This is a genomic window from Hyphomonas beringensis, assembly GCF_000682755.1.
GTDB classification, from domain to species: domain Bacteria; phylum Pseudomonadota; class Alphaproteobacteria; order Caulobacterales; family Hyphomonadaceae; genus Hyphomonas; species Hyphomonas beringensis.
In genome coordinates this window covers 1-17,139 of record NZ_AWFF01000057.1, presented here as the reverse complement: position 1 = coordinate 17,139, position 17,139 = coordinate 1, and the positions used below count along the sequence as shown (strand labels likewise).

Below are 17,139 nucleotides of genomic sequence, written 5' to 3'. Positions count from 1 at the left end.
GTCATCGGCTCGCAGACAAGGCCGCCGCCACAGCCAATGTCCAGAAGCCGCAGGCCTTTCAGCGGTTCCTTCAGCCCAGATGCGAGGCCAAAATGCTGCTCTGCTGTTTCACGGATGAAACGCAGGCGAACTGGGTTGAACTTGTGGAGCGGGCGGAATTTCCCGCGGGGATTCCACCAATCTGCGGCCATGGCGGAAAACTTCGCCACCTCGTCCGGATCTATGCTCGGCGTGGAGGGCGCGCCGGTTGAACCTTCAATCGTAACTGTCATGCGTCAACAATCCTGTTTGATCCGGGCGAGAACACCCCCTATGAGGGCCCATATAAGAGGATATCCCTTTAAGACGACAGGATATGGGGCGAAATGGCGCGCACGGTTCTGAAATTTGGTGGCACATCAGTGGCAGACCTCGACCGGATTGCCAATGTGGCGGATATTGTCGCCGCACGGGCAGCTCAGGGTGAGCATATGGCAGTTGTGGTCTCCGCAATGTCGGGAGAGACCAACAAGCTGGTCGCTTTTGCTGAAGGCGCTGCGGGCGATGAGCTGCCGCGCGAGCAGTTCGATGATGAATATGATGTTGTCGTTGCCTCAGGTGAGCAGGTGACGGCAGGGCTGCTTGCCCTGGCGCTGCGCCGGCGTGGCCTTAAGGCGCGCAGCTGGCTGGGCTGGCAGCTGAAGCTGAAGACGAACAAGAGCCATGGGCGCGCGCGCATCAAGGGCTTTGACGATTCCAGCCTTCCCGATTCGATTGATGCGGGTGAGATTGCCGTTATTGCCGGCTTCCAGGGCGTCACGGATGATGAGCGCGTTGCAACGCTCGGGCGTGGCGGGTCAGATACCAGCGCTGTGGCCGTGGCAGCAGCTCTGGAAGCGACGGTTTGCGACATCTATACGGATGTAGACGGCGTTTACACGACCGATCCGCGCATCGTTCAGAAGGCGCAGCGTATTGAGAAGATCTCATTTGAAGAGATGCTTGAGATGGCGTCTCTTGGGGCCAAGGTTCTGCAGACTCGGTCTGTGGAAATGGCGATGAATCACAATGTTCCCGTGCGGGTGCTGTCGAGCTTCCTGAAGCCCGGCGAGCCCAATCCGGGAACCCTTGTCTGTTCAGAGGAAGAAATCGTGGAAAAACAGGTTGTCAGCGGAGTTGCCTATTCCCGTGATGAAGCAAAGGTCACGCTTTATGGGGTGCCGGACAAGCCCGGCATCTCGGCGATGATCTTCTCGGCGCTTGCACGCGCAGGTGTGAATGTGGACATGATCGTACAGGCGCAGGCACGCGGTCCGGACCGGGCCAACATGGTGTTCACCTGCACAGACCGTGACAGCCCCATCGCCAAGGAAACCCTAGAAAGCCTGAACGATGAAATCGGCTATGACCGCCTTGAAGTTGTGCGCGATGTGTCAAAAATCTCGATCATCGGCGTCGGAATGAAAAGTCATACCGGTGTTGCCGAGACAATGTTCAAAGCATTGTACGAGAAAGGCATCAATATCGACGTCATCGCAACTTCAGAGATCAAGATTTCGGTTCTGATTGCCGCGCCCTATACTGAATTGGCGGTGCGTGCGCTTCATACGGCCTTCGGTCTTGACGCTGCCTGAGGCGGGCTGCGACAAACAGCCTGACAATGGCTTATAACTTACCCGCGACGCGCCTGCTCATGAACCGACTTCGCCAGGTGATGGCGGAGGAAGGCGAAACACGCTCGCGGCTGGACAAGGTTGTCCGTCTTATTGCGTCGACGATGGTCGCGGATGTTTGCTCCATCTATCTGAGACTGCAGGATGGGGAGCTGCTGCTGATCGCCACGGAGGGGCTGAAAGCCGATGCTGTCGCGGCAACCCGGCTGAAGGCGAATGAGGGGCTGGTTGGCCTCGTTGCCAAGCGGGCCGAACCGATGGCCATTCAGGACGCGCCGCGCCACTCTTCATTCTCCTACCGTCCGGAAACAGGGGAAGACCCGTTCCACGCATTTCTGGGCGTGCCGATCCTTCGGGGCGGACGCGTCATCGGCGTTTTGACCGTACAGAACCGCACAGAGCGTGCCTATGATGACGAGGAAGTCGACAATCTTCAGACCATTGCCATGGTGCTGGCAGAGATTGTCGACCGGATCGACCCGGTCGCGCTGAACAATGGCGGCGATGAAAAGCGAGAGCGCAACACGGCCAGCCTTCAGGGCCGGGTTTTTTGTGAAGGCCTCGGTTATGGCCGTGCCGTGCTGCACGACCCCGTGGTCCCGGCAGCAAAATTCTTTGCGGCAGACCAGTTTACCGAAAGCCGTCGCCTGAAAGAAGGCATGGAGGAATTGAAAGCCTCCATCGACCGGATGATGGCGCTGGACGGCGCCGCGCTGGGGGAAGACCCTCGCGACGTTATGGAGACCTATCGCCTCCTGGCGCATGACCCGTCCTGGGCTGAGAAGTTGCAGGAAGGCGTGAAGTCCGGCCTGTCCGCAGAAGCGTCTGTTGACCGCGCCCGCCGCGAACACAGGGCCCGCCTGCAAAGCGCGCGCGATCCCTATCTGCGCGAACGCCTTCATGATCTCGAAGACCTCGATAACCGTCTTCTGCGCATCCTGGGCGGGGATGAAGGCAAGCCTGAAATCAGTGAGGAACGCAGCGTTCTTGTTGCGCGCCGTCTCGGCCCGGCGGAGCTGCTGGAATATTCGAATACAGGCCTGCGCGCGATCCTGATGGAAGAGGCAGCGGCCTCCTCCCATGCTGCGATTGTGGCTCGTGCGCTGGGCATCCCGACGCTTGGCGGCATCGAAGGCCTCACCACACGGATTGATCAGGGTGACTGGGTGATTGTCGATGCCGAAGGCGGCACGCTGCACATCCGACCGGATGATACGCTTTATGACGCCTACAAGGATCGCGTGTCTCTGCGGTCAGAGCGCCAGGCGGCTTATGCAGCCTTGAAGGACATGCCTGCCCGCACGGCGGATGGCGTGGATATCTCCCTGATGCTCAATGCCGGCCTCGATCTGGATATGGAGATGATGCATCAGGTCGGCGCGGACGGGGTGGGGCTGTTCCGCACGGAATTCCAGTTCCTTGTCTCTGAAACCCTGCCGCGCGTGAACGACCAGATCGATCTCTACAAGCGCGTGTTGGACAAGGCAGGCGGCAAGCCGGTTGTTTTCCGCACTGTGGATCTTGGCGGCGACAAGGTCTTGCCCGCACTGAATTTGCAGCGCGAGGAAAACCCGGCGCTCGGCTGGCGCTCCATCCGGTTTGCGCTGGACCACAAGGGCTTGTTCCGCCGCCAGCTGCGGGCTCTGGTCAGGGCGGCTGGTACGCGGCCGCTGACAGTCATGTTTCCGATGGTGACGCTGCCGTCGGAATTTGAGGAAGCACGTGAATTGCTGTTCCGGGAAGTCGACTGGTCAGAAAAGCGCACAGGCCTGCGCCCCAGCAAGGTGGAAGTTGGCGTGATGCTGGAAACGCCGGCTCTGGCCTACAGCCTGCCGGAACTGTCTGGCTCTGCCGAGTTCCTGTCCGTCGGGACGAATGATCTGATGCAGTTTTTCTTTGCGGCTGACCGGATGACGCCTTCGGTCTCAGACCGCTACAACATGGTCTGCCCCAGCGCGTTGAGATTTTTGCGGGAAGTCTCAAAATCCTGCCGGGAAAACAATATCCGCATGTCGGCCTGCGGGGAGGCGACGGGCACGCCGCTCTCGGCGCTCTGCTTCGTGGCGCTCGGTTTTACGACGCTGTCCATGTCGGCTGCGTCCATCGGACCGGTCAAACAGATGATCCGCTCCGTTAACCTTGAAAAGTTCCAGAAGGACTTTTTCGCTGCGCTGGACGCCCCGCAGCCGGACTTCCGTAACCAAGTGTTAGCTTTGGCAGCTGATCATGGGGTGGAACTGACAGATGGTTAATTCCGCAGGCCCATATTAATACCACATTCGTGGACCAGAATTTGCGCGTCTGAGAGGTGAAGACCTTCAGGGGACAGGTGAGCTGGAAGAATATGGTACAAGACGATTTTACACCGGAACATGATCGTAGTGCTTCCCAGAGCGAGGGGGATTCTGTGTCTTCTGTAGACGCTGTTACAGAGCCCGTAGAGCCTGCTGAGGAAGACATCCGCACCCCGCGTGAGCGTGCGATGGAAATCTTCAGAAACCGCTCATATGAGGGCGAGAGCCTCCGAATGGGACAGGTGCTGCGCCGTGTTCGCGAAACACTCGGTCTGACGATTGAGGGAATCTCGGCAGATACGCGCCTGCGCAAAGATTATTTGATGTGGATTGAGCGCATGGAGGTCGGTGACCTGCCAGGCGGTGGCTATCTGAGTGCTATCCTCAATACGTACGCCCGGTACCTGAACCTTCCCGAGAAGGAAGTGATCCGCGTCTACACGCAGGAATGCGGTGGTGTGGAAGATGTAAGACATGACGCGCCCGTGCCGAAAATTGGTGGGATTGCGCCAGACCGTCCGAAGTGGCCGCTTGCTGTGGCAGCCGTTTTTGTCCTGGGTCTGCTTGGCGCAGGCGCTGTGGGTCTCTCCCAGTTCATGCGTCAGGAGCCTGAACTCGCCCCAGCGCCAGCCGTGGTCGCGGTCAATGGCGGACGCGAAAGCCTGTTTGCCGGAACCGAAGCCACACAGCGCCCTGTGCCAAAAAATATGCCGCTGGAACTCCACGCTGTTCGTCAGGGCTGGCTGGAAGTGCGCGGCGCAGATGGCACGATTTTCCGCAGCCGTACCATGGCAGCAGGGGAGAGCTATTTCCCGCGTCTCGACGCTGGCTGGACTGTTTCAGCCCGCGATGGCGGTGCGTTTGAATGGCGCGTCGGCGACATTACGGTTGGTCCACTCGGGCCAGAAGGCGCAGAGGTCTTTTCCGTCAGTGTGGACGAGCAATTGCCCCGCGCGGCAGAGGCCGCCGCACCGGCCATGGCTGCAAATGGCGGCAACAAGGCGTCCCGCTAGGCTTGCCTTGCCGAGCCAGACCCGCCATGTGAGGCTCATAGTTCACCGGACAGGGAACCCGCGAGATGTCGCATAATCCAATCCGTCCCTGGCGTTCGATTGAGCGCCGCAAATCCCGTCAAATACGCGTCGGCAATGTGCTGGTCGGGGGCGATGCCCCGATTGCTGTGCAGACCATGACCAACACACCGACCGAGGATGCTGCCGCGACCATTGCGCAGATCCAGCGCGCAGCAGAGGCTGGCGCAGACATTGTGCGCGTATCATGCCCGACGGAAGACGCGACCGCCGCCATGCCGCAGATCTGCCGGGAAAGCCCGGTGCCGATCGTTGCGGACATCCATTTCCACTACAAACGCGCCCTTGAAGCGGCGGATGCGGGGGCTGCCTGCCTGCGCATCAATCCGGGCAATATCGGGTCAGAAGCGCGTGTGAAGGAAGTTGTCGCGGCGGCCCGCGCGAATGGCTGTTCCATCCGCATCGGCGTGAATGGCGGCAGTCTGGAGCGGCACCTTCTGGAGAAATATGGCGAGCCATGTCCGGATGCGATGGTAGAAAGCGCGCTGGACCATGCGCGCATCCTCGATGATCTCGGCTTTCACGAGTACAAGATTTCGGTGAAAGCCTCCGACATGTTCCTCACGGTTGCGGCCTATCAGCAACTGGCAGACGTGACTGACGCGCCGCTGCATCTTGGCATTACCGAGGCGGGCGGGCTTCGTACCGGCACCGTCAAATCCTCCATCGGTATGGGCGCGCTGCTCTGGGCCGGAATTGGCGACACGATCCGCGTCTCCCTCTCCGCCGATCCGGTGGAAGAGGTGAAAGTCGGCTTTGAGATGCTGAAATCTCTCGGCCTTCGCACGCGCGGCGTGAATATCGTTGCATGCCCCAGCTGCGCCCGTCAGGGCTTTGACGTGATCAAAACGGTTGAGATCCTGGAACAGCGCCTTGCGCATATTTCAGAGCCGATTTCGCTCTCCATCATTGGCTGTGTGGTGAATGGCCCAGGCGAAGCCGCATTGACCGATCTCGGTTTTACCGGCGGTGGCAAGGAAAGCGGCAAGATGTTCGTTTCCGGCCGCGCGGACCATAACGTCTCCAATGCGGAGATGGTGGATCACATTGTCGAGTTGGTTGAAAAGCGGGCTGAAGCTCTGCGCCGGGAGCGTGAAGCGGCTGAAGTTGCGGCCGAATAGAGAATATTTCCCTGTCATCTCAATCTGTTGACTCCCATTCATCTTGCTTGGGTTACATTTCGGCAATGTAATGTCAGGCTGGATGAGTAGAGGGACGCATGCGCAGGACACTTATTGCAGGAATGATTGCAGCCGGGGCGGGCCTTGGCCTGACGGGGTGCACGGCTGCTGATCTGGATGCCTTTTCGGCGGCTATGGCCGAGGCCTCCTATGACACAGCTTACAACAATGCCTACACCCCTTATGGCACGGCCTATTCGTCCAATGGGTACACACTGTCTCCGTACAATGCGAATGGCACCTGGACGGGCTATAATGAGTGCATCTCAAGCGGCAGCTTCTATCAGTGCGACACGAATGGCGATGGCTATGCCGACATGTTTGGCGACACAAGCAACGGCACGATGACGTCCTCGACCCTCAAGATAAACGGGCGCGGAGAGGCCTATACCTGGGGAAGTGACTGCGCCTGCTGGGAACGTAACCGCGCCTATGATGGCCCCCGTACGGAGGATGACCATCACCATCATCATGGACATTACAGGGATTGATCTTGGCGCCCAAGCAGCCTTAATCCGGGAATGTCCCCCGATTTTCTTCTTCTCTTTGCGGACCGCGCAGGTGTGTTCGTTTTCGCCATTTCTGGCGGCATCGTGGCCGTGCGCAAGCAGATGGACCTGTTCGGCGTAATCGTGATGGCCTTCCTACCGGCCATTGGCGGCGGCACGTTGCGTGACCTGATCCTGTCTCAACCTGTCTTTTGGCTGGAAGATACACAGATTTTGGGCCTTGCAGTGGCTGGTGGGCTTGCGGCCTTTTTCTTTCATCGCTGGCTGGAGAATTTCCGCCCGCTGCGCTGGGCGGACGCGTTCGGCATGGCGCTGTTCGCGGTGACGGGTGCAGCCAAGGCTACGGCGTTGGGCTTTGGCCTGCCGGTGGTGCTGATCATGGGCACTATGACGGCCAGTGCGGGCGGTCTGTTGCGGGATGTCGTGGCGAATGAAGAGCCGCTGCTGCTGAAGAAAGACATCTACGCAACAGCGGCGCTTTTGGGGTCAGCCGTCTACTTTGTGATCTGCATGTGGGGAGGCGATGAGGCACTCGCCTTTGCGCTTGGACTCGCGGCGGCCTTTGTCCTGAGGGCGCTGGCGATTATCTTCCACCTGTCCCTGCCGCGATCACCTTTCTAGAGACGGGCGATCTGGAAAACGGCTTCAGGCCAAAGACGGGACGCAGGAAGCCGACGCGCCGGATGACGAGTTCGTGCAACACGGCGCAGCCGACAAACGTGCCTCCGATGACCAGCAGGACTTCCACGCCAACCGGCAGGCCCTGACGCGTCAGCCAGAAACCGAGCATCACGGTCAATGTCTGGTGCAGAATGTACCAGGGGAAGATGGCTTCAGTCATATAGGTCAGCACCCGGCTTGGGCGGTTCAGATAGCGCTGCCCCAGGCCGAGCAGGGTCACGATCATGATCCATGCATAGAAGATGCGGGCGAAGCGGGCCGGCCAGATGATCCAGTCATGCTCCGTTGTGATCTGGTCCCAGCCATTCCAGATGAGGGTCAACGATACGCCGAGCGTAAGGACCAATACGATGCCCCAGGGCAGAGCGCGCTGAATGGCGCTCCAGAAGGCGCGATCCTTGGCCAGTAGGAAGCCGAATATCAGGATGGTCAGGCTGTGGGCGTGGTTGGACCAGTCCCAGACAAGATCATGCGTGGTCGGGAAATACCGGTCCAGCGTCATGCGATAGATCAGGAAAGGCGTTGTAGGCAGCGTCAGCAGAACGAGCGGGCCCCACTTTCCGCCGAACAGAAACTCCGTCACCTTTGCGCCGCGACCGGCCATGAAACGGGAAATCCGGCCGGCAAACGGCGCCAGCATCAGTGTGTAGACAAGCAGGTAAACGACATACCAGAGGTGGTTCCAGGTTGGTGTGATGATGGAAAAGTCGGACCCGAAGTCCAGATAATGCGGCCAGAAGGCAAGGAAGCCGCCCTGAAACTCGCCGCTCTCTACCAATTGCAGCCAGCTTTGCGGGGCGACCACGACGGCCATGCCGAACAGAACCGGAAGGCCGAGGCGTACGCTGCGTTCACGGGCGAGTTTGGAGCTGCCGAGTTTGTCTGCGGCAAACCGCATGGCGACGCCCGAGATGAAGAAGAGCAGGGCCAGCCGCCAGGGGTTCAGCAGGCGCATGGCCCATTCAGCCTCAGGTCCGGAATGCACGCTTTTCACGTGCCAGCCCCACGTCACGTAGAACATGCCCGAATGGTAGAGGATCAACAATCCGAAGGCGATGATGCGTAGCCAATCGAGATCATGGCGGCGCGGGAAAGCTGGGGCGGCGGTGGGCATGGGAACTCCTTTGTCTCATGGGCCATCCATGCGCCGCTGCGCCAAGCCATGCATTCCTGAAGGGCTATTCGGTGGGGGTTTGGGACAAACCGCTGGACCTGGGGACAAGCGGCGGCATCATGGGACGAAATTCTGCAGCCCACCTTCCAGCCACTGCGCAGAGTGTGGCAGAGAGTCGAAATGCAAACGCCTCGTCCCCATCCCGAACAGGAAACCGACCGCCGGGCAGACCGCAAGATGTGGCTGTATTTCGCCCTGTTCGTCTTTGCGGCCTATCTGGTCAACGCCTTGTCAGCCCAGGACGAGGTCGCGCGCGAGGGGGGATTGTATCCGGCATTGCCATGGCTGACGGAGGGGACGTCACATCTGGTAATCTTGGCGCTTGTGCCGTTCGTCACCTACATGCTGAGCCGCTATCCGCTGGTTACTGGACAGTTGCGCGCCAATCTCAGCCGTCATGCCTTGGCTGTCGTTATCTTCTCATGCGTGCACATCTTGCTGATGGTGGGGCTGAGGAAGGTGTTCACGCCCATCCTGTTCGGCTTTCCCTATCAGTTTGGCCTCAATGACCCATCCGTCTGGCTTTATGAATTCCGGAAGGATGTGCTGTCCTATGTCACCATTGCAGCCATCTTCGGGCTCAATCGCATGGTCGAGCAGAAATCCCTTGAGGTTCAGGCGGCGCGCGCCGAAGCGCAGGATCGCCACCGGCTGACCCTCAAATCCGGCGGACGCACCTATTTTGTTGAGGCCGGAAATGTGATCTGGGCCAAGGCAGCCTCGAATTATGTGGAAGTTGTCACGCCGGGCAAAACCTATCTGGCACGCATGACCCTTACGGAACTTGCCAAGCTGTTGGAAGCGGCCGGCGGGCGTCATGCGCGAGTTCATCGGTCTCACATCGTGAATCTGGACAGGGTGCAGGAAATTGTCCCGACAGGCGAAGGCGATGTCGTTCTGCGTCTGGAAACAGGGGATGAGGTGTCCGGCTCGCGCCGCTACCGCGAGGCCTTTGAGGCCACTTTTTCGTGAGGGGCTGGGCGCGCAGGGAAATGGCGCTAGTGTGACGAGGCAGCCATTGGAGATGCGCCGCCCATGAGTGTTCTGAAAGCCATCCTGTGGTTTCTTGTGCGGTTGCCGCTTTTGCTGATGATCCTTTTCCTGTCGCTGGTCATGTCCAGTTGCACCATGCTGGGCCTGAACTATGCGAGCCTGGAGGTGGACAACAAAGCCGCGCCGTCACCAGCCATAGATGTGCCGGTCTTGGTGAACTCTTCTGAAGCCCGCGCGGACCTGATGGAGCAGTTTGAAGACATCCTGTATGGGCCTTGGCCCGAAGGCATGCCCGTCAAATGGGGGGAAGCCCGGATTGTTTCCGAGGATATTCTGGATGGAAAAGGCGTCCTGAAGGAAATCCCCGTAACAGTCGGCCAGGGAGAAGGCGCGAGCACATTCATGCTCGTCTTGGCGCTGCCGAAAGGTGATGGCCCCTTTCCGGTTGTCATCAACGAGACGTTTTCCAGCAATTGCTCGGTCTTTCCCGAATATCCCGTCACCTCTCCAGACGGCGGCGTGTGTGATGGAAGCCAGATGGATGGTGTCGTCGGGTCTCTCGTCACCAAAATGTTTGGCGAGTATATCGCCTATGCTCCGTTGGACCGGTTCATGGACGCTGGCATTGCCTATGCGAGCTTCTATGGCTCAGATTTCGTGCCGGATAGCCGCGAGCAGGGGCCAGCCGTCATGGCGGCGCTGGGCGGGCCGATTCAGCCCACGAGCACACTCATGGCCTGGGCCTATGGCTTTACTGCCGCGATTGACGCGTTGCAGGCTGAAACGCCCATAGATCCTGACGGCATCGCAGTCATGGGACATTCGCGCTTTGGCAAGTCTGCGCTGATTGCCGGTGTGTGGGACCGGCGGATTGATGCCGTGATTGCGCATCAGTCCGGCTTTGCTGGTGCTTCGCTCTCGCGCTCGAAGACAGGGGAGGGGCTTGCGCGCATGGCGAAAACCTATCCGCATTGGCTCTCTCAGGACATTCAGCCCTGGCTGGGTCATCTGGATGAACTGCCGGTGGATCAGCATGAATTGCTGGCGCTACTGGCGCCGACGCCGGTTTTGCTGGGCAATGGGCGGCGCGATGTCTGGTCGGACCCCAATTCCTCTTTCCGGGCGGCTTTGGCCGCGTCCGCAATGTATGAGGCAGCAGGACAGGAGGGCCTTCCGGCAGGCGGCATGCAGCAGGCTTTTGAGCCATCCGCCGGGATCGCCTGGTGGCTGCGGCCCGGGGGGCACAGCATCGTGTCTGAGGATATCGATAGTTTTATCGCTTTCCTACAGACTCACCTGCAAGCTCCATCCCGTAAGGTTACCGCTGTTCAAGCCCGGGAAAACCACGTAGATTCAGTGCGATAATAAAAGCTGAGGGAGGGCGTGATGCCTAATAGTAATGTTGATTTTCTCTATCCAGTCCTGGCGCTGATCGTCTGGACGTTGATCCTGTGGCTGTGGATGAACGCAACGCGTATTCCCGCCATGCAGAAGGCCCAGATCAATCCGGATGATGCACGTCATCCCGGCACTTATTCGGACCGCTTGCCGGCAAATGTCCGCTCCGTGGCCGACAATTACAATCACCTGCACGAACAGCCGACCATCTTTTACGCGCTGATGTTCTTCACGGCGATGACGGGTGGCGGCGACAATTTTGCGGCGCTGCTGGCCTGGATTTATGTTGGGCTGCGCGTTCTACATTCTTTCGTGCAGATCCTGTCGCCAAAGGTGATACAGCGCTTCCTGGTCTATTTGCTCGCCTCACTGACCCTCTTTGTCATGGCAGGCAGGGAAGTTGTCCGCATTCTGCTCTGATCGGCAAAACGCATACAGGGGGACTTATCAGGCGGTCAAAACCGCTCTAAAGGGCGCGTATGGCCACACTTTCCCTTTCCCGTCTGCAGCAGGTGATCGATCGGTATGAAGAGGTCGAGGCGCGTATGGGCGCCACGACCGAAACCGACGAAATCATCGCGCTGTCCAAAGAGCACGCTGAGTTGAAGCCCGTTGTCGAAAAGGCACGGGAAGTTATCAATGCCCGCAAGGGGCTGGAGGAGGCGCAGGCGCTGATCTCTTCCGGCGACAAGGAAATGGCCGAACTGGCCGAGATGGAAATCGAGGACATCAGGGACCGCCTGCCGGACCTTGAATCCGAGATGCAGGTTCTGCTGCTGCCGAAAGATGTCGACGATGCTGCCAACATCGTTCTGGAAGTGCGCGCCGGGACGGGCGGCGATGAAGCCGCTCTGTTCGCCGGAGACCTGTTCCGCATGTACACCCGCTATGCCCAGATCATGGGCTGGAAGGTGGACATCGTCGATGCGTCCGAAGGCGATGCCGGTGGCTATAAGGAAATTGTGGCGAACGTGTCGGGCGATGGGGTGTTCGGCCATATGAAGTGGGAAAGCGGCGTTCACCGCGTGCAGCGCGTGCCGGCGACGGAGACCCAGGGCCGTATCCACACTTCAGCCGCGACGGTCGCCGTTCTGCCCGCGCCTGAGAATATCGAGATCGACATCAAGCCGGAAGATATCCGTATCGACACAATGCGTTCCTCCGGGGCAGGGGGACAGCACGTCAACACGACGGACTCGGCTGTCCGTATCACGCACCTTGCGACGAATATTGTCGTGACCAGCTCTGAAAAGTCCCAGCACGTGAACCGTGACAAGGCGATGGAGCAGCTGAAGATCCGTCTCTATGAGAAACAGCGCGCCGAAGCCGATGCAGAGCGCGCCGAAGCCCGCGCCAGCCAGATCGGCACAGGCGACCGTAGCCAGAAAGTGCGTACCTACAACTATCCGGAAAACCGCGTGACAGACCACCGGATCGGCCTGACCCTGTATTCGCTCGACAAGATTATTGCCGGTGACAAGCTGAATGATGTCATCGAAGGGCTGATCACGGAAGATCGCGCCCGCAAGCTGGCCGCGATGGAGGCGAGCTGAGCTGTCGGACCTGACCTATGATGCTTTGCTGGCCGAAGGCGCCGCGCAGCTGCAGGCAGCCGGGATAGATACGGCCCGGCTGGAGACGCGCTGGTTGCTGGCACATGTCGCAGATCTTCAGTCTTCAGACATTTTGACGGTGGGGCGAGAGATAGTGCCTGCAGAGGTGCGGGGCGCTTTCATGGCCGCGATCGCGCGGCGCATGGCACATGAGCCGCTGCAGCACATTCTCGGCACGACGGAATTCTACGGGCTGGAATTCCTGTGCGATGCCCGCGCACTGATCCCGCGGCCTGACAGCGAGTGTGTTGTGGAAGAGGCGTTGAAGCGCATTCCCGCCAATAATCCGGTTCAGATCGCAGACCTTGGCACGGGCAGTGGCTGTCTACTGGCCTCGCTGCTTGCCAATCGTCCGCACGCGCAGGGCAGGGGCGTTGAGGCGAATCCCGCCGCCGCCGGTCTGGCCCGGGAGAATCTTGTCCGGCTGGGCCTGTCAGACCGCGCGGACATATTCGAAGGCAGTTGGACAAGCTGGCAAGGCTGGGGCGCAGCAGATCTCATCATCTCCAATCCGCCTTATATTGCCAGTGGCGAAATCGACAATCTGATGCCGGAAGTGCGCGCGCATGATCCGATGGATGCGCTGGATGGTGGCCCGGACGGGCTAGTGGCCTACCGTCAGATCATCACGCTGGCTGCGGCCAATATGAAGCCTGGGGGCTGGCTGGTTTTCGAGATCGGCCATGACCAGCGTGAAGCCGTCTCGGCCCTGCTGCAAGAGGCAGGTTTTGCCGGGATAGACAGTTCAAAAGACCTTGGCGGGAATGATCGTGCCGTTTGGGCACAATTACCTGATCTGTAATACTTACATTTCTTCTTGGCGGATCGGCCAAGTCACGCTAGAACGCACAAGTGAGGCGGCGACAGCAACTGTTTTCCAGCGTGTCCCGCTCACGAGACTCGCGCAAATATAGGGCTGGGGCCACCTAATCCATCGAGACCAGTTGCGCTGGGAATTGCCTGCAAGGAAACAGCAGGCGCATGAAACGGGAAGATCTTCATGAAACGCTCACGCGGGCGCAATCGTCGCTCAGGCGGCAATAACCAGAATAACCACAACAATCCGAACCGGCATTACGAAAGTGTCGGCCCGGACGTGAAAATCCGTGGGTCCGCCCAACAGGTTCTGGACAAATACCAGCAGTATGCTCGGGACGCCCAGACCAGTGGCGACCGCATCCTGTCGGAAGCCTATTTCCAGTTTGCTGAACATTATCAGCGCATTGTTGCCAAGCAGCAGGAAGCGAAAGAACGCTCCCAGCAGCAGCGTGGCCCGAATCGCGACAATCGCCGTGACGACCGCGACAACAACAGCAATGACGCGGATGACGACAACAATAACAACGACTCCAATTCCAAACAGGAAGCCGAAGTCGAATCCCGTAACAAGACCCGTGAAGAGAAGGCTTCAGAGGATGAATCCTCCGAAGACACCTCAGACGCAAAGTCGGATGCGGATGAGTCTGGCAATGACGAGGAGAAGTCCAAGTCGAAGCCAAAAGCCAAGTCGACTCGCACTCGCCGCAAGCCTTACGCCAAACGCGACAAGGCGGATGAGGACGGCTCCGGTGATGATGCGGAAAATGAAGGCGTCATGAAGACGGTTTCCCGCCGCCGCAAGAAACCTGTGGAAGAGACGTCCACCGAGGAAGCTTCGGCCGAAGCGACCGACTAGGTTTTCCAAAATCCCTGTTTCAAGAAGCCCGGCAGCCATTTGGCGCGCCGGGCTTTTTCATGGGTGATTTTATGGTCTTCAAACCAGTTGCAAGCCGGGTGTGGCCTACCCACATGAGTAGTGAACCGGATACCGGCTGCCGCTGAGCGGGGCCAATATCCACACGACCAAATGATCTGCCTATAATAGGGGATGACATATGAATATTGAGCAATACACAGAGCGTGCCCGCGCAATTATCCAGGGCGCGCAGACCTCTGCCCTGGCCAATGGGCACCAGGTCCTGACACCAAGCCACATACTGAAAGCCATGCTGGAAGACCGTGACCAGCTTGCCGCGAATCTCATTCGCGCAAGCGGTGGCCGACCGGAACTGGTGGCGCAGGGTGTGGATACCGCCATCGGAAAACTGCCAAAGGTGCAAGGCGCAAATAGCGGCCTGCGTCTGGAGCAGGCTGGTGCGCAACTTTTCCAGAATGCCGAGGCCGAAGCCAAGAAGGCCGGCGACAGTTTTGTCACCGTAGAGCGCCTTCTGCTGGCCCTTGCTGGCCTGAAGAATGATCCGGCTGCAGAGGTTCTGTCTTCTGCGGGTGTCACGGTAAAGGCGCTGGAAGGCGCAATTGCGCAGCTGCGCCAGGGCCGCACAGCCGACAGCGAGAATGCCGAAGAAGGCTATGAAGCCCTCAAGAAATATGCCCGCGACCTGACCAAGGATGCGCGCGACGGCAAGCTTGACCCGGTGATCGGCCGGGACGAGGAAATCCGCCGGACCATTCAGGTGCTCTCGCGCCGTTCAAAGAACAACCCGGTTCTGATTGGTGAGCCCGGCGTCGGTAAAACGGCCATTGCCGAAGGCCTTGCCCTGCGCATCGTCAATGGCGATGTTCCGGAAAGCCTGAAGAATAAGCGCCTCCTGGCACTCGACATGGGCGCGCTGATTGCTGGCGCAAAATTCCGCGGTGAATTCGAAGAGCGCCTGAAAGCCGTGCTGAATGAAGTGCAGCAGGCCGAAGGCGGCGTGATCCTGTTCATTGACGAGATGCACACGCTTGTCGGCGCTGGCAAGAGCGATGGTGCGATGGATGCGTCCAACCTGCTGAAGCCTGCTCTGGCGCGGGGCGAGTTGCACTGCGTTGGCGCGACCACGCTGGATGAGTATCGCAAATACGTCGAAGGCGACGCCGCACTCGCTCGCCGTTTCATGGCGGTGTATGTGGACGAGCCGACGGTGCAGGATACGATCTCTATCCTCCGTGGTCTGAAAGGCCGGTATGAGGCGCACCATGGTGTGCGGGTCTCCGATGCGGCGATTGTCTCGGCAGCAACGCTGTCCAATCGCTACATCACGGACCGTTTCCTGCCGGATAAGGCCATCGACCTGATGGACGAAGCGGCTTCCCGCCTGCGTATGCAGGTGGACTCCAAGCCTGAAGAACTTGACGAGATCGACCGCCGCCTGCTGCAGCTGAAGATCGAAGCCGAAGCGCTCAAGAAGGAGAAGGATGATGCGTCCAAGGAGCGCCTGAAAACGCTTGAGGGCGAGATTGCCGACCTTCAGACCAAATCCGATGAGTTGACCACAACCTGGTCGGCTGAGAAGAACAAGCTGAAAGGCGCAGCCTCTGCCAAGGAGCAGCTGGACAAGGCCTATGCCGAAATGGCGGAGGCCCAGCGTCAGGGCGATTTGGGCAAGGCATCCGAGCTGAAATTCTCGACCATTCCGCAACTTGAAAAACAGATTGCGGAAGTGGAAGGCAGCGAGGATGACCAGGGCGCTGGTGAAACCGGGCTCGTGTCCGAAGTCGTCCGCCCGGAGCATATTGCGGGCGTTGTGTCCAAATGGACGGGCATTCCTGTCGACAAGATGATGGAAGGTGAGCGTGAAAAGCTGCTGAAGATGGAAGATGAGCTGCGTAAGCGGGTCGTCGGCCAGGATGATGCGCTCGAAGCTGTCTCCAATGCGGTGCGCCGCGCGCGGGCGGGTCTGCAGGATCCGAACCGCCCGATCGGCTCCTTCCTGTTCGTTGGTCCGACCGGTGTCGGCAAGACAGAGCTGACCAAGGCACTGGCCGAGTTCATGTTCGATGACGACACAGCGATCCTTCGCCTCGACATGTCGGAATTCTCGGAGAAGCACTCTGTGGCGCGTCTGATCGGTGCGCCTCCGGGATATGTCGGATATGATGAAGGCGGTGTGCTGACGGAATCCGTACGTCGTCGTCCGTATCAGGTGATCCTGTTTGATGAGGTCGAGAAAGCCCACCCGGATCTGTTCAACACGCTGTTGCAGGTTCTGGATGATGGCCGTCTGACAGATGGTCAGGGCCGCACGGTCGACTTCAAGAACACGATCATCATCATGACCTCGAACCTGGGTGCAGACGCCTTGGCGAGTGGTGAGGAAGGCGATGTGTCAGAGGCCGCAAAGGGCTCTGTCATGGCTGCCATCCGCAGTCATTTCCGCCCGGAATTCATCAACCGGATCGATGAGATCGTCTTCTTCAAGCGGCTGGGCCGCAGCGAGATCGACCATATTGTCGATATCCAGATGGAGCGTCTCGAAGGCCTTCTGGAGGATCGCAAGATGACTCTGGCGCTCAGCGCAGATGCCCGCAACTGGCTGGCAGCGCGGGGCTATGACCCGGTCTATGGCGCTCGTCCGTTGAAGCGTGTGATCCAGAAAGAGCTGCAGGACCCGCTCGCCCGCCTCATCCTGGAAGGCCGCATTCACGATGGCGAGACCATCAATATCGGAGTGGAGGGCGACCAGCTTGCCATCAACGGTATTCCGAATGATATCGCCAAGGGCGCAGCAGCTCTGAACTAGATCGCGCCTGACCCAATACGAAAAAGCCCCGGTATCGATACCGGGGCTTTT

14 protein-coding genes and 1 pseudogene are annotated in these 17,139 nt (G+C 59.2%); 13 read left to right on the top strand and 2 right to left on the bottom strand.

Going from position 1 to position 17,139, the window contains the following annotated elements:
- Positions 1-272, bottom strand: a pseudogene (locus HY29_RS13820) (bifunctional 2-polyprenyl-6-hydroxyphenol methylase/3-demethylubiquinol 3-O-methyltransferase UbiG); the annotation flags it as partial.
- 93 nt (positions 273-365) lie between these two features.
- Between HY29_RS13820 and HY29_RS13815 the strand changes: the two are divergent.
- From HY29_RS13815 to HY29_RS13790, 6 genes are all read left to right on the top strand, one after another.
- The gene (locus HY29_RS13815) at positions 366-1,613 is read left to right on the top strand and encodes an aspartate kinase (protein ID WP_034797945.1); all 1,248 of its coding nucleotides are present in this window, start codon (positions 366-368) and stop codon (positions 1,611-1,613) included.
- A gap of 59 nt (positions 1,614-1,672) precedes the next feature.
- Positions 1,673-3,904 carry a phosphoenolpyruvate--protein phosphotransferase gene (gene ptsP, locus HY29_RS13810; protein ID WP_241765214.1) on the top strand — a complete coding sequence of 744 codons (2,232 nt, stop codon included), beginning with the start codon at positions 1,673-1,675 and terminating at the stop codon, positions 3,902-3,904.
- Positions 3,905-3,996: 92 nt separating this feature from the next.
- Positions 3,997-4,959: a helix-turn-helix domain-containing protein gene (locus tag HY29_RS13805; RefSeq protein WP_034797943.1), complete on the top strand. Its 963-nt coding sequence runs from the start codon at positions 3,997-3,999 to the stop codon at positions 4,957-4,959.
- Positions 4,960-5,024: 65 nt separating this feature from the next.
- A complete protein-coding gene (gene ispG / locus HY29_RS13800) occupies positions 5,025-6,158 on the top strand; it encodes a flavodoxin-dependent (E)-4-hydroxy-3-methylbut-2-enyl-diphosphate synthase (protein WP_034797942.1) in 1,134 nt (377 codons plus the stop codon).
- A gap of 98 nt (positions 6,159-6,256) precedes the next feature.
- Positions 6,257-6,709, top strand: coding sequence for a hypothetical protein (locus HY29_RS13795; RefSeq protein ID WP_155838336.1), 453 nt, complete (start codon positions 6,257-6,259; stop codon positions 6,707-6,709).
- Positions 6,710-6,739: 30 nt separating this feature from the next.
- On the top strand, positions 6,740-7,348 hold the full coding sequence (locus tag HY29_RS13790) for a trimeric intracellular cation channel family protein (protein ID WP_034797940.1): 609 nt from the start codon (positions 6,740-6,742) through the stop codon (positions 7,346-7,348).
- Here the strand turns inward: HY29_RS13790 and HY29_RS13785 are convergent.
- Entirely contained in the window at positions 7,311-8,522 is a 1,212-nt protein-coding gene (locus HY29_RS13785; RefSeq protein ID WP_034797938.1) for an acyltransferase family protein, read from the bottom strand. The genes HY29_RS13790 and HY29_RS13785 overlap by 38 nt on opposite strands.
- Before the next feature lie 180 nt (positions 8,523-8,702).
- Here HY29_RS13785 and HY29_RS13780 point away from each other — a divergent pair, with 180 nt between their 5' ends.
- The 7 genes from HY29_RS13780 (at position 8,703) to clpB (ending at position 17,088) form a co-directional block, all read left to right on the top strand.
- A complete protein-coding gene (locus tag HY29_RS13780) occupies positions 8,703-9,554 on the top strand; it encodes a LytR/AlgR family response regulator transcription factor (protein WP_034797936.1) in 852 nt (283 codons plus the stop codon).
- 63 nt (positions 9,555-9,617) lie between these two features.
- Positions 9,618-10,940 carry an alpha/beta hydrolase family protein gene (locus HY29_RS13775; RefSeq protein WP_034797934.1) on the top strand — a complete coding sequence of 441 codons (1,323 nt, stop codon included), beginning with the start codon at positions 9,618-9,620 and terminating at the stop codon, positions 10,938-10,940.
- Positions 10,941-10,961: 21 nt separating this feature from the next.
- Complete coding sequence (locus tag HY29_RS13770) at positions 10,962-11,393, top strand: MAPEG family protein (protein ID WP_034797932.1); 432 nt, start codon at positions 10,962-10,964, stop codon at positions 11,391-11,393.
- 59 nt (positions 11,394-11,452) lie between these two features.
- A complete protein-coding gene (prfA, locus tag HY29_RS13765; RefSeq protein ID WP_034797930.1) occupies positions 11,453-12,526 on the top strand; it encodes a peptide chain release factor 1 in 1,074 nt (357 codons plus the stop codon).
- Positions 12,527-12,551: 25 nt separating this feature from the next.
- Complete coding sequence (prmC, locus tag HY29_RS13760) at positions 12,552-13,388, top strand: peptide chain release factor N(5)-glutamine methyltransferase (RefSeq protein WP_051601547.1); 837 nt, start codon at positions 12,552-12,554, stop codon at positions 13,386-13,388.
- 198 nt (positions 13,389-13,586) lie between these two features.
- Positions 13,587-14,261: a DUF4167 domain-containing protein gene (locus tag HY29_RS18615; RefSeq protein WP_051601546.1), complete on the top strand. Its 675-nt coding sequence runs from the start codon at positions 13,587-13,589 to the stop codon at positions 14,259-14,261.
- 199 nt (positions 14,262-14,460) lie between these two features.
- Positions 14,461-17,088 carry an ATP-dependent chaperone ClpB gene (clpB, locus tag HY29_RS13750; protein WP_034797926.1) on the top strand — a complete coding sequence of 876 codons (2,628 nt, stop codon included), beginning with the start codon at positions 14,461-14,463 and terminating at the stop codon, positions 17,086-17,088.
- The last annotated feature ends 51 nt before the right edge of the window (positions 17,089-17,139 follow it).